Source organism: Pseudomonas sp. TNT3 (assembly GCF_010095445.2).
GTDB lineage: Bacteria > Pseudomonadota > Gammaproteobacteria > Pseudomonadales > Pseudomonadaceae > Aquipseudomonas.
In genome coordinates, this window is the sequence record NZ_WFGV02000028.1 from 1 (window position 1) to 12,941 (window position 12,941).

The window sequence follows — 12,941 nt, forward strand, 5'->3', positions numbered from 1 at the left end:
TCGTCGGTTTGACCGATGCATTCCTTATCGGCGCTTTGGGTAGAAGGGGTGGGACGAGAAGTCTCCCACAGTCTGTACTGGTCAGAGTCAGAATCGAGTCTGTAGTCCCACCCCACCCCTTCAAGTCTAAACATACAAGCGAGCCTGCTCGCGATAGCGGTGTAACATTCAGCATTGATGCCGACTGTCACACCGCTATCGCGAGCAGGCTCGCTCCCACAGTGGTTTTGGGTGTTTCATAAGCCTGCGTTTCTTTATTGAGAACCCTGACTTCCATGTCGCAAACCCCGCCCATCGCCCAACCCGCCTTCGTACTCCACACCCGCGCTTACCGCGAAAGCAGTGCGCTGGTGGACTTCCTCACGCCGCAAGGTCGGCTGCGGGCGGTGTTGCGCAGTGCTCGGGGCAAGGCCGGGACATTGGCGCGACCGTTCGTGCCGCTGGAAGTGGAGTTTCGGGGGCGGGGCGAGCTGAAGAACGTCGGGCGTATGGAAAGTGCGGGTGTGTCCACCTGGCTCATCGGGGAGGCACTGTTCAGTGGCCTCTATCTCAATGAACTGCTGATTCGAATGCTGCCCGCTGAAGACCCTCTTCCTGGCGTATTCGATCACTATGCTGCGACATTGATTGCGCTGGCCGAGGGCCGTCCCCTGGAACCGCTGCTGCGTTCCTTTGAGTGGCGGCTGCTGGATGATCTTGGTTATGGCTTTGCGCTGAGTACCGACATCCACGGCGAGACGATCGCGCCGGATGGCCTGTACCGTTTGCAAGTGGACGCGGGGCTTGAGCGGGTGTATCTGCTGCAGCCCGGTCTGTTCAACGGCACTGAATTGCTGGCCATGGCCGAAGCCGACTGGTCGGCCCCTGGCGCGTTGTCGGCTGCCAAGCGTTTGATGCGACAGGCGCTGGCTGTGCATCTGGGCGGTCGCCCGCTGGTGTCCCGAGAGTTGTTTCGAAAGCCCTAGGGTCAACAGAGCCAATATCCCCGTGTATGCTGTGCACCGAACTTTCCCCTCTTCAGGAGCGCTTCCGTGACCACCAGCAATCGCATTCTTCTTGGCGTGAACATTGATCACGTTGCCACTCTGCGTCAGGCCCGGGGCACTCGCTATCCCGATCCGGTCAAGGCTGCGCTGGACGCGGAAGAGGCGGGCGCTGACGGAATTACCGTGCATCTGCGCGAAGACCGTCGGCATATCCAGGAGCGCGACGTACTGTTGCTCAAGGACGTTCTGCAAACCCGCATGAACTTCGAAATGGGTGTCACGGAAGAGATGATGGCGTTTGCCGAGCGTATACGTCCGGCGCACATCTGCCTGGTGCCGGAAACCCGCCAGGAATTGACCACTGAAGGTGGCCTGGACGTAGCGGGGCAGGAAGCTCGCATCAAGGCCGCAGTGGATCGCCTGGCGAAAATCGGCTGCGAAGTGTCGCTGTTCATTGATGCCGATGAGCGTCAGATCGAGGCCTCTCGTCGTGTTGGCGCGCCGGCGATCGAACTGCACACCGGTCGCTACGCGGATGCCGAGACGCCGACCGACGTGGCTGAAGAGCTGAAGCGTGTAGCGGACGGCGTAGCCTTCGGTCTGGCCCAGGGTTTGATCGTCAACGCCGGCCACGGTTTGCACTACCACAACGTTGAAGCGGTCGCCGCGATCAAGGGCATCAACGAACTGAACATCGGCCACGCGCTGGTGGCGCACGCGCTGTTCGTCGGCTTCAAGTCGGCGGTGTCGGAGATGAAAGCGCTGATTCTGGCTGCGATCTTTGCTTTAAAGCTGCGGCGTTTCCTGGCTCGGCTTGGTCTTGTCGATGCCCGGCACATGCAGGTTGCCCTCGGCCACTTGATCGCCTTCAAGCTGCGGCTGCGTGACCCAGGTCAGAATGTCGTAGTAGCGCCGAATGTTCGCCACAAAGTGCACAGGCTCGCCGCCTCGGGCGTAGCCGTATCGGGTTTTGCTGTACCACTGCTTTTGGGACAGGCGCGGCAGGATCTTCTTCACGTCCAGCCATTTGTCCGGGTTCAACCCTTCCTTGGCGGTCAGTTTGCGGGCGTCATCGAGGTGGCCGCTGCCAACGTTGTAGGCCGCGAGTGCAAACCAGGTGCGATCAGGTTCCTGGATCGACTCGTCCAGCTGATCCTTCATGTAGGCCAGGTACTTGGCCCCGCCCATGATGCTTTGTTTGGGGTCGAGCCGATTGGAGACGCCCATGGCCTGCGCCGTATTCTGGGTCAGCATCATCAACCCCCGAACGCCCGTCTTGGACGTGACGGCCGGTTGCCACAGGGACTCCTGATAACCCACCGCCGCCAGCAAGCGCCAGTCGACCTTCTCTTTCTTGGCGTAAGCCTTGAAGTGCTGTTCGTACTTGGGAAGCCGTTGCTGCAAATGTTGGGCGAAGGTGGTGGCGCCCATGTAGCCGAGGACATCGACGTGGCCGTAATAGCGATCCTTGAGCCGCTGCAACGTGCCGTTCTTCTTCACTTTGTCGAGGTAACTGTTGATCTCGTTGAGCAGGCTGTTGTCTTCGCCCGCTGCCACCGCCCAGCTCTGGTTGCTGGCGTCGCCCAGGTCGAAAGCGACCCGTATGTTGGTGAAGTAGACCTGGTTCATCGCCACTTCATTGGAGTCGACCAGGGTCAGATCGATCTGGCCTTCGTCAACCATCCGCAGCAGGTCCACGACTTCAACCGCGTCGGACTCTTCGTATTCAATGGCGGGGAATTTCTTTTTCAGCTCTGCCAATTGTTCGGCGTGGGTGCTGCCCTTGAGCACCATGATCTTCTTGCCGACCAGATCGCCTGCATCGGTTGGCCGCGATTGGCCATTGCGATAGATGATCTGGGGAGTGACTTCGAGGTAAGAGTGGGAAAACCGCACTTGCTTCTTGCGTTGCTCGCTGCTGACCAGACCGGCAGCAGCCATGACAGGGCCGTTAGGTTTGCCCACCTGATTGAACAGGTCATCAAGGTTGTCGGCGGTTTCGATTTTGAGCTCGACCCCCAGATCGTCGGCGAAACGCTTCACCAGCTCATATTCGAAGCCGGTTTCACCGTTGCGATCCTGAAAGTAGGTGGCGGGACTGTTTCGGGTAACCACCCGCAGCACACCATCCTCCTTTACGCGCTCCAGTGTGTTGGGTTTATCAACACACCCGTTGAGCATCAGGAAGAGTCCGGTTGCGATCAGCCATTTGGCGTACCGCGGACGCAAAGCCGTTGGGGAAAACATCTGCGCAGTATACGCAAAGGACCACGAGCGCCATATCTCGACAGCGAAGGGCTAGTCTGCTAGAGATCGAAAAACCGCTCCAGAGCCCGCAGGAATGGGCCTGAACGCTTATTTGTGACAGCAAAAATAACCCCGCATGCACTTCGATTTAAGGTTCGAATCCCCAGGCCGACGCCCGGGTATGGCCGCCCGTACCGTTTCGGGTGATGTCGCGGGCGGTTTAGGCTAGAATGCACGGCCTCAAAGCACACCCCTTCCCGAGGCTGTCCCGAAGATGTTGATCCTGCGCGGCGCTCCTGCCCTTTCTGCCTTTCGCCACAGCAAACTCCTTGAGCAACTGAGCCAGAAAGTCCCGGCTGTCAGCGGCTTGTATGCTGAATTCGCTCACTTCGCTGAAGTTACCGGCGTCCTGACCGGCGACGAACAGCAGGTGCTTGCGCGCCTTCTGAAGTACGGCCCAAGTGTTCCTGTCCAGGAGCCGACCGGTCGTCTGTTCCTGGTGTTACCGCGTTTCGGCACTATCTCGCCGTGGTCGAGCAAGGCCAGCGACATTGCCCGCAACTGCGGCCTGGCCAAGATCCAGCGCCTTGAGCGCGGCATCGCCTTCTATGTTGCCGGCCAGTTCAGCGACACCGAAGCGCAGTTGATCTCGGACGCCTTGCACGACCGCATGACCCAGATCGTTCTCGCCAGCCTCGAACAAGCCGCCGGCCTGTTCAGCCACGCTGAGCCGAAACCGCTCACCGCGATCGATGTGTTGGGTGGCGGCCGTGCCGCGCTGGAAAAAGCCAACACCGAACTGGGCCTGGCCCTGGCTGAAGACGAGATCGACTATCTGGTCAACGCCTTCATTGGCTTGAAGCGCAACCCGCACGACATCGAACTGATGATGTTTGCCCAGGCGAACTCCGAGCACTGCCGTCACAAGATCTTCAACGCCAGTTGGGATATCGACGGTCAGAGCCAGGAAAAAAGCCTGTTCGGCATGATCAAGAATACTTACCAGATGCACAGCGAAGGCGTTTTGTCCGCTTATAAGGACAACGCGTCGGTGATCGTCGGTAACGTTGCCGGCCGCTTCTTCCCGGACCCTGAAACCCGCCAGTACGGTGCGGTGCAGGAACCGGTGCACATCCTGATGAAAGTCGAGACGCACAACCACCCGACCGCGATTGCCCCGTTCCCGGGCGCGTCCACCGGTTCCGGTGGCGAAATCCGCGACGAAGGTGCCACCGGTCGCGGCGCCAAGCCAAAGGCTGGCCTGACCGGTTTCACCGTATCCAACCTGCAAATCCCGGGCTTCGAACAGCCGTGGGAAGTGCCGTACGGCAAGCCTGAGCGCATCGTTACCGCGCTGGACATCATGATCGAAGGCCCACTGGGTGGTGCCGCGTTCAACAACGAATTCGGCCGCCCGGCACTGACCGGTTACTTCCGTACCTTCGAACAGTCGATCACTACCCCGCATGGCGACGAAGTTCGTGGCTACCACAAGCCGATCATGCTGGCGGGCGGCATGGGTAACATCCGTGCCGAACACGTGCAGAAAGGCGAGATCACCGTCGGCTCCAAGCTGATCGTGCTCGGCGGCCCGGCGATGCTGATCGGTCTGGGTGGCGGTGCGGCTTCCTCCATGGCCACCGGCACCAGCTCGGCGGACCTCGACTTCGCCTCTGTACAGCGCGAAAACCCTGAGATGGAACGCCGCTGCCAGGAAGTCATCGACCGTTGCTGGCAGCTGGGTGACAAAAACCCGATCAGCTTCATCCATGACGTCGGCGCGGGTGGTCTGTCCAATGCCTTCCCGGAACTGGTCAACGACGGTAACCGTGGTGGCCGTTTCGAACTGCGCAACATTCCAAACGACGAGCCGGGCATGGCCCCGCACGAAATCTGGAGCAACGAATCCCAGGAACGTTACGTTCTGGCGGTCGGCCCGGCTGACTTCGAACGCTTCCAGGCGATCTGCGAACGCGAGCGTTGCCCGTTTGCCGTCGTCGGCGAAGCCACTGCCGAGCCGCAACTGACGGTCACCGACAGCCACTTCGGCAACAGCCCGGTGGACATGCCACTGGAAGTGCTGCTGGGCAAAGCCCCGCGCATGCACCGTTCGGCTGTACGTGAAAACGAACTGGGCGATGATTTCGATCCGAGCACCCTGGAGATCGCAGACTGCGTCGAGCGCGTTCTGCATCACCCGGCTGTCGCCAGCAAAAGCTTCCTGATCACCATCGGTGACCGCACCATCACCGGCCTCGTGGCCCGTGATCAGATGGTCGGCCCCTGGCAGGTTCCGGTCGCCGACGTTGCCGTCACTGCCACCAGTTTCGACGTTTACACCGGTGAAGCCATGGCCATGGGCGAGCGTACTCCGCTGGCACTGCTGAATGCTCCGGCGTCCGGCCGTATGGCCATCGGTGAAACCCTGACCAACATCGCCGCTTCGCGCATCAACAAGATTTCCGACATCAAACTGTCGGCCAACTGGATGTCCGCTGCCGGTCACCCAGGTGAAGACGCACGTCTGTACGACACCGTGAAAGCGGTCGGCATGGAATTGTGCCCTGAGTTGGGCATCACCATTCCAGTGGGCAAGGACTCCATGTCCATGGCCACGCGCTGGAACGACGAAGGCGTCGACAAAACCGTGACGTCGCCGATGTCGCTGATCGTGACCGGTTTCGCGCCAGTGGCTGACATCCGTCAGACCCTGACCCCGGAACTGCGCATGGACAAGGGCACCACCGACCTGATCCTGATCGATCTGGGTCGTGGCCAGAACCGCATGGGCGCCTCGATCCTGGCCCAGGTTCACGGCAAGCTCGGTTCCCAGGCTCCAGACGTTGATGATGCCGAAGACCTCAAAGCCTTCTTCGCGGTGATCCAGGGCCTCAACGCCGACGGTCACTTGCTGGCCTACCACGACCGTTCCGACGGTGGTCTGCTGACCAGCACTGTAGAAATGGCGTTTGCCGGTCACTGCGGTCTGAGCCTGAACCTCGACGGTCTGGCAGAAACATCCGCCGACATCGCTGCCATCCTGTTCAACGAAGAACTGGGTGCCGTGATTCAGGTTCGCCAGGACGCTACACCAGACATCCTTGCGCAATTCAGTGCTGCCGGTCTGGGCGAGTGCGTGTCGGTGATCGGTCAGCCGATGAACAACGGCCAGATCAACATCACCTTCAACGGCGAAACCGTGTTCGAAGGCCAGCGTCGTCTGCTGCAGCGTACCTGGGCTGAAACCAGCTACCAGATCCAGCGCCTGCGTGATAACGCCGATTGTGCCGAGCAAGAATTCGACGTGCTGCTGGAAGAAGACAACCCGGGCCTGAGCGTCAAGCTGAGCTTCGACGTCAACCAGAACGTTGCCGCGCCTTACATCAAGAAAGGCATTCGCCCACAGGTTGCCGTACTGCGTGAGCAGGGCGTCAACGGTCAGGTGGAAATGGCAGCCGCCTTCGACCGCGCCGGTTTCAGCGCGATCGACGTGCACATGAGCGACATTCTCGCCGGCCGTGTCGACCTGAACGAGTTCAAAGGTCTGGTCGCTTGCGGTGGTTTCTCCTACGGCGACGTACTGGGTGCCGGCGAAGGCTGGGCCAAGTCCGCGCTGTTCAACAGCCGTGCTCGCGACGCGTTCCAGGGCTTCTTCGAACGTAACGACAGCTTCACCCTCGGCGTGTGCAACGGTTGCCAGATGATGTCCAACCTGCACGAGCTGATTCCGGGCAGCGAGTTCTGGCCGCACTTTGTGCGTAACCGTTCCGAGCAATTCGAAGCGCGCGTGGCGATGGTTCAGGTCCAGGAGTCGAACTCGATCTTCCTGCAAGGCATGGCCGGTTCGCGCATGCCGATCGCCATCGCTCACGGTGAAGGTCACGCCGAATTCGCCAGCGAAGAAGCGTTGCTTGAAGCTGATCTGTCGGGTTGCGTATCGATGCGTTTCGTCGACAACCACGGCAAGGTCACCGAGAGCTACCCGGCCAACCCGAACGGTTCGCCGCGCGGCATCACCGGGCTGACCAGCCGTGACGGTCGCGTGACCATCATGATGCCGCACCCGGAGCGCGTGTTCCGCGCCGTGCAGAACTCGTGGCGGTCGGAAGACTGGAACGAAGACGCGCCGTGGATGCGTATGTTCCGTAACGCTCGCGTGTGGGTGAACTAAGCGTCGTGTACAAGCTCGCTTTCTTCGTCCCGGCCAGTCATGTCGAGTTGGTCAAGAGCGCTGTATTCGCTGCCGGTGGCGGGCGAATCGGCGCTTACGACCACTGTTCATGGCAGGTGTTGGGCCTGGGCCAGTTTCGCCCGCTGGACGGCAGTCAGCCGTTCATTGGGCAAGGTGGCCAGGTCGAACAGGTCGAGGAGTGGAAGGTTGAGCTAGTGGTGGCGGATGAGTTGATCGTGGCCGTAGTGGCTGCGTTGAAACTCAGCCATCCCTATGAAACACCGGCTTACGAAGTGTGGCGGCTTGAGGATTTCTGATCGTCTGGACCGCTGATATGAGAAACCCGCTGAAGCGTTTTCAGCGGGTTTTTTATTGTCCGGAGTTTGATGAGTGGGTGGAGATTTAAACCGTGAGAGCTGGCCTGCCAGCGATGGCAACCTGAAAGCCGAGGGCGGGTGGATCAAGATCAAAAGCCAGATCAAAAACCGTCGCTGAATTTTGCCGAATTTGATTCAAGGCTGAAACGCCCCAATAAATATCGCCGGATCAACCCGAGCATCATTCAGGCTGATGTTCCAGTGCATGTGCGGCCCGGTTGCCCGGCCGGTTGCACCAACCTTGCCGACCACGCCACCCCGGGCCATTTGCTGGCCGACTTTCACGTCAATCTTCGACATGTGGCAGAACATGCTGATGAACCCTTGGCCGTGGTCGACGAATACCGTGTTGCCATTGAAGAAGTAGTTGCCGATCAGAATCACCTTGCCCGCCGCCGGCGTCTTGATCGGTGTGCCGGCAGGTACGGCGAAATCCAGGCCGGCGTGAGGATTGCGTTCTTCGCCGTTGAAGAAACGACGTACGCCGAACTTGCTCGACAGTGGGCCGTTGACCGGTTTGTCCAGCAACAGGTTGCTCGGCGTGTTCGGGCTGAAGCTGCGGTAGGCCTGGATTTGCTCGGCCAGTTCACCCTCGATGCGTTTCAGGTTTGCCGGGTTCGGATTGACCTGCTGGGTATTTTTCAGGGTGATGTGCTGTTCCGGGTATTTCTTGTTGCCGACGATGAAGGGCAGGTTGCGGCCGCCGCTGGTGACCTGCTGCGTGCCCGGTTTGACGGTCAGCGGCACGCCGACGATGGCCAGCCAGTTGTTCTGTTCCTTGACCACCAGTACCGGTTTGCCCTGGTAGCTGGCTTTCGGCGCCTGGGCGGATGCGCCCAGATCAACCACCGCCACGCCGCCCGGTACCGGCTTGTTCAGCAGGCGGGTGATGTAGCTGTCAGCGTGGGCGTTGAAGGTCAGGCACAGCAGAAACAGCGAAGCTAAGAAACGCGGCATGGATCAATCCAGTAAAGAAAGGGTGACAGGCGTCAGGTGATTATCTTCGACCCGAACGTGCAACTCGCCTTCGCCAAGCTTGGCTTTCAGGCGCTGGCCGGTGTGCGTCTGGGCGGCGTTACGAATTGCGTTGCCGCGTTCATCCAGCAGAATGCTGTAGCCGCGGCCAAGGGTCGCCAGCGGACTGACCACATGCAGTGTCTGCATCTGGCTTTGCAGCTGCAGACGCCGGCCTTTAAGGCCTTCACGCATGGCGCGGGGCAGGCGTTCGGCAAGGCTATCGAGGCGCTGGCGCAACATCGCCAGTTGCCGGCCCGGATGCTGGCCGGCAAGGCGTGTTTCCAGGCGGATCAACCGCTCGCGACGGGTATTAAGGTTGCGTTCGAACGCGCGGCGCATGCGCATGTCCAGGTCGTCCAGGCGTTGCGCTTGCTGACGCAGGCGTTCGCCGGGATGACGCAGACGACGTGACATGCCTTCCAGGCGCAGACGGTCGCGCATCAGACGATCGCGGATACGCATGACCAGACGTCGATGCAGGCTTTCGACCCGGCGAACAAGATCGCTGGAATCCGGTGCCAGCAGCTCGGCGGCGGCGGACGGCGTTGGTGCGCGCACGTCGGCGACGAAGTCACTGATCGACACGTCGGTTTCATGCCCGACGGCGCTGACAATCGGCGTCACGCAGGCGTCCACGGCACGGGCTACGGCCTCTTCGTTGAAACACCAGAGGTCTTCCAGCGAACCACCGCCGCGAGCCAGGATCAACGCGTCGAAGCCGCGAGCATCGGCCAGCTTCAGCGCACGAACAATCTGCGCGGTGGCTTCGCGACCCTGCACGGCGGTTGGAATCAGCGTCAGCTGTACCTGCGGAGCACGGCGTCTGAACACGCTGATAATGTCGCGAATGACTGCGCCGGTCGGCGAACTGATGATGCCGATGCGTTGCGGGTGCACAGGCAGCGGCACTTTGCGCTCGGCACTGAACAGACCTTCGGCGCTGAGCTTTTCCTTCAAGGCATCGAATGCCAGGCGCAGGGCGCCATCACCGGCTGGCTCCACGGTATCGAGGATCAACTGATAGTCGCCACGCCCCTCGAACAGTGAAACCTTGCCCCGAACCTTGACCGCCAGGCCGTCCTTCAGCGCCTGACGAACCCGCGCGGCGTTCTGCCGAAACAACGCGCAACGCACCTGGGCGCCGCTGTCCTTCAGCGTGAAATACACATGGCCGGACGCCGGACGGGCGAGGTTGGAGATTTCGCCTTCGACCCAGATGTTGCTGAACACGTCTTCAAGCAACACCCGCGCGCGGCCGTTGAGCTGGCTGACAGTCAGGACTTCACGGTCCAGGCCGAGTCTTGCAAAGGGATCTTTAATCATGGGACGCATGATAAAGGCAATCTCCAACGGAATGCACGATCCCCTGTAGGAGCCGCCGCAGGCTGCGATCTTTTGATCTTCAAAATGTTAAATCAAGATCAAAAGATCGCAGCCTGCGGCAGCTCCTACAGGGGCGTGATGATGTGCTGGATGAATTGCTGAACCAGCGCTGTCGGGCTCTGCCGGCAGGCGAGGGCCACGGTGCTCTGGCAATCCGGGTCAGCCAACGGCAAGAAGCGGATGTCGGGCGGTGCAATGTCTTGCATCGATTCCGGCAACAGGGCGATGCCGAATCCGGCCTGGATCAATTGCAGTTGCGTGGTTTTGCGCGACACCACCCTGGCGGCTTTGGGAAAGAAGCCCTGACGCATGCACAACTCAGCCGACAGGTAACTTAGCCCGCCGCGCTGGGGATGCGGGATCGAGATAAAGGCTTCGTCCTTCAGCAGGCCCAGATCGACGCCCTGTGCGTGGTTATCCACAGCCAGCCAATGCCTGGGTGGAACGGCCAGCAGCAAGCGTTCTTCATATAAAGGAATAATTTGCACCCCTTCACGTTGACGCAGCACGGGCAGGCGCAACAGCCCGACATCCAGACGGCCCTCGGCCAATTCTTCGAGTTGCGCCTCGGAAGAGAGTTTGACGATGTCCATGGACACCCCAGGCTGCTGATCCAGGTAGTCGATGATGCCACGCAGCAGGCGACCACTCATGGGAACGGTGCTGGAATGACTCAAGCGCAAAGTGCCCAACTGGCCGTTGCCTACTTGAGTGGCCAATTCACTGGCCTTGTTCAACTCGGTCAGCAGGTTTTTTGCCCGCGGCAAGAACGCTTCGCCAGCCGCCGTCAGTCGGGGCTGGCGGGCGGTACGTTCGAATAGCGGCGTTTGCAGGCGACTTTCCATGTCCTTGATTTGCCGGCTAAGCGCCGACTGCGCCACGAACAGGCGCTCTGCTGCCGTGCTGAAACTTCCACATTCGGCGATCTCGACGAAGTACCGCAGTTGCCGGGTCGATAACACGAGGCATGCCTTTTTGAGATGAGTAAGCGACTTTTAAGATATTAGTCGCAACCCTCCTCGATAGCTAAAGTCATGACAGGTGTTCAAGGAAGGCGGGCAGATGAACGTGATTGAGTTGTTGAGCCAGTGGCCATTCGGCGCTACGGATTGGCTGGTGATCGGGCTGGGTATCGCCCTGGCGTACATCGTGTTTGGCATTGCCGGCTTCGGTACGGCGCTGGTGGCAGGGCCGATTCTGATTCTGTTCATGCCGCTGTCGAAGATCGTGCCGCTGCTGGTCTTGCTGGATTTCGTGGCGGCCTTTGGCAATTTGCTGCCTTCACGAAAGGAGGTGGCGAAACCCGAATTGCTGCGGCTGTTGCCCTGTATGGCAGTGGGGTGCACGTTGGGGGTGATCTTTCTGCTCAACCTGAAATCTGATCTGCTGCTGTTACTGATGGGTCTGTTCATCAGTGCCTATGCGGTCTATAGCTTGTGGGTCAAAAAACGGCCGGCGCAGTTGTCGGTCGGTTGGGCAGTGCCCATGGGCACGGTGGGCGGGATGTTCGGTGCGTTGTTTGGCAGTGGCGGTTTTTTATATGCGATCTATTTGAACAGTCGGCTGCCCAAGGAAGCGGCCCGCGCGACCCAAAGCGCGCTGATCAGCTGCAGCACGGTGGTGCGTTTGAGCCTGTTTGCCGTCGCAGGCGTGTATGCCGAGCTACCCTTGTTGGTACTGGCGCTGTGTCTGTTACCCGCGATGGCGTTAGGGCTATGGATCGGCCGGCGGCTGACCCTGCGATTGTCTCGCGAGGCATTCGTGCGGCTTGTGACCTGGCTGGTCCTGGCGAGTGGAATTGCCTTGATCGGGCGGTATTTGAGTACTTGACCTGTGCTTGTCAGGGATTAAGCTGCCGGCCGTAAACCCTGTAGGAGTGAGCTTGCTCCGGGCGGCGTTCCGACGATGGCGGTGTATCAGGCAAATCAATATTGACTGATCCACCGCCATCGTCGGAACGCCGCCCGGAGCAGGCTCACTCCTACAAGGGTGGATCATTCAGTATGAGCAGGCTTGCACCATGAATTCCCAAAGCATCATCGTCCCGAAAATTTCTACACTGCCGGTGCACGAACCCCGGGCGCGGGCGATCGTGCGCTGGCTGGTGCGCAAGAACATCATCAAGGAAGAACTGACCACCTGTGGCCGAACCGGCAATCGAATGGCTCATGCCATCGGCGACGGCGCTCGCGCGGTCGTGCTGCACCCGGAAGCACTACCATTTGGTGAACCGGTCAATGGCCTGGAGATCATCACCAAACGCTGCATCTACACCCCGGCCAAGGGTTTCCTGGAGGAGGCGGGCTGTGCCGAGTGCCGCAAGGAAATCGGCGAAGCGCTGTTCGAAAGCCTGGAAGAGTGGATGCCCGGACGTACCGACAACTTCACCTGCCCTGAATGCGGGCACGAGGACGACATCAACGGGTTTCTGTTTTTGCAGGAATGCGGGTTTTCCAACCTGGGGTTCATCTTCAACAACTGGGCCGAGGCCGGGTTCAAGCAGAGCTTTATCGACGAGTTTGCCGACTGGCTCGATCAGCCGGTCAGCTGGGTGAAAGTCGAACTCTGAAGCACCACAACCCCCTGTAGGAGCTGCCGAAGGCTGCGATCTTTTGACTTTGATTTTAGAAAACAAGATCAAAAGATCGCAGCCTTCGGCAGCTCCTACATAAAAGCAGCGGTGCCCGCAAATTCGTGAAGTAATCCCCGTATATCAGTAATGACAATAATACCCAGAGTTTTACATTGAACCCGAGGGGG

Annotated in this window: 9 protein-coding genes and 1 pseudogene; 6 read left to right on the top strand and 4 right to left on the bottom strand. The window is 59.9% G+C overall.

Annotated features, from left to right (window positions below; translation table 11 throughout):
* Positions 1-275: 275 nt before the first annotated feature.
* Together recO and pdxJ are read left to right on the top strand one after the other, a co-directional pair.
* Positions 276-965, top strand: coding sequence for a DNA repair protein RecO (gene recO / locus GBC55_RS17105; protein WP_162438716.1), 690 nt, complete (start codon positions 276-278; stop codon positions 963-965).
* Positions 966-1,031: 66 nt separating this feature from the next.
* Positions 1,032-1,763: pseudogene (gene pdxJ, locus GBC55_RS17110) on the top strand (pyridoxine 5'-phosphate synthase); the annotation flags it as partial.
* Between the two features lie 9 nt (positions 1,764-1,772).
* Here pdxJ and mltF read toward each other — a convergent pair.
* Complete coding sequence (mltF, locus tag GBC55_RS17115) at positions 1,773-3,233, bottom strand: membrane-bound lytic murein transglycosylase MltF (protein ID WP_162438717.1); 1,461 nt, start codon at positions 3,231-3,233, stop codon at positions 1,773-1,775.
* Positions 3,234-3,507: 274 nt separating this feature from the next.
* Between mltF and purL the strand changes: the two genes are divergently transcribed.
* Positions 3,508-7,404, top strand: a complete 3,897-nt coding sequence (gene purL / locus GBC55_RS17120) for a phosphoribosylformylglycinamidine synthase (RefSeq protein WP_162438718.1) — start codon at positions 3,508-3,510, stop codon at positions 7,402-7,404.
* Positions 7,405-7,409: 5 nt separating this feature from the next.
* Entirely contained in the window at positions 7,410-7,721 is a 312-nt protein-coding gene (locus GBC55_RS17125) for a YqfO family protein (protein ID WP_162438719.1), read from the top strand.
* Positions 7,722-7,916: 195 nt separating this feature from the next.
* Here the strand turns inward: GBC55_RS17125 and GBC55_RS17130 are convergent, their stop codons facing one another.
* The 3 genes from GBC55_RS17130 to GBC55_RS17140 form a co-directional block, all read right to left on the bottom strand.
* A complete protein-coding gene (locus GBC55_RS17130) occupies positions 7,917-8,738 on the bottom strand; it encodes a peptidoglycan DD-metalloendopeptidase family protein (protein WP_162438720.1) in 822 nt (273 codons plus the stop codon).
* A 3-nt stretch (positions 8,739-8,741) separates the two neighbouring features.
* On the bottom strand, positions 8,742-10,121 hold the full coding sequence (gene xseA, locus GBC55_RS17135) for an exodeoxyribonuclease VII large subunit (RefSeq protein ID WP_162438768.1): 1,380 nt from the start codon (positions 10,119-10,121) through the stop codon (positions 8,742-8,744).
* 125 nt (positions 10,122-10,246) lie between these two features.
* Positions 10,247-11,143 (bottom strand): LysR family transcriptional regulator, encoded by an 897-nt coding sequence (locus GBC55_RS17140; protein WP_162438721.1) that lies wholly within the window; start codon positions 11,141-11,143, stop codon positions 10,247-10,249.
* 100 nt (positions 11,144-11,243) lie between these two features.
* Here GBC55_RS17140 and GBC55_RS17145 point away from each other — a divergent pair, with 100 nt between their 5' ends.
* Together GBC55_RS17145 and GBC55_RS17150 are read left to right on the top strand one after the other, a co-directional pair.
* Positions 11,244-12,011, top strand: coding sequence for a sulfite exporter TauE/SafE family protein (locus tag GBC55_RS17145; protein ID WP_162438722.1), 768 nt, complete (start codon positions 11,244-11,246; stop codon positions 12,009-12,011).
* 190 nt (positions 12,012-12,201) lie between these two features.
* Positions 12,202-12,750 carry a sugar ABC transporter ATPase gene (locus tag GBC55_RS17150; RefSeq protein WP_162438723.1) on the top strand — a complete coding sequence of 183 codons (549 nt, stop codon included), beginning with the start codon at positions 12,202-12,204 and terminating at the stop codon, positions 12,748-12,750.
* Positions 12,751-12,941 lie beyond the last annotated feature (191 nt).

What these genes read in the sequence shown, in the direction of transcription:
- recO (WP_162438716.1), top strand. Translation starts at nt 276, where the DNA reads ATGTCGCAAACCCCGCCCATCGCCCAACCCGCCTTCGTACTCCACACC.
- GBC55_RS17150 (WP_162438723.1), top strand. Translation starts at nt 12,202, where the DNA reads ATGAATTCCCAAAGCATCATCGTCCCGAAAATTTCTACACTGCCGGTG.
- mltF (WP_162438717.1), bottom strand. Translation starts at nt 3,233, where the DNA reads ATGTTTTCCCCAACGGCTTTGCGTCCGCGGTACGCCAAATGGCTGATC.
- GBC55_RS17145 (WP_162438722.1), top strand. Translation starts at nt 11,244, where the DNA reads ATGAACGTGATTGAGTTGTTGAGCCAGTGGCCATTCGGCGCTACGGAT.
- xseA (WP_162438768.1), bottom strand. Translation starts at nt 10,121, where the DNA reads ATGATTAAAGATCCCTTTGCAAGACTCGGCCTGGACCGTGAAGTCCTG.
- purL (WP_162438718.1), top strand. Translation starts at nt 3,508, where the DNA reads ATGTTGATCCTGCGCGGCGCTCCTGCCCTTTCTGCCTTTCGCCACAGC.
- GBC55_RS17130 (WP_162438720.1), bottom strand. Translation starts at nt 8,738, where the DNA reads ATGCCGCGTTTCTTAGCTTCGCTGTTTCTGCTGTGCCTGACCTTCAAC.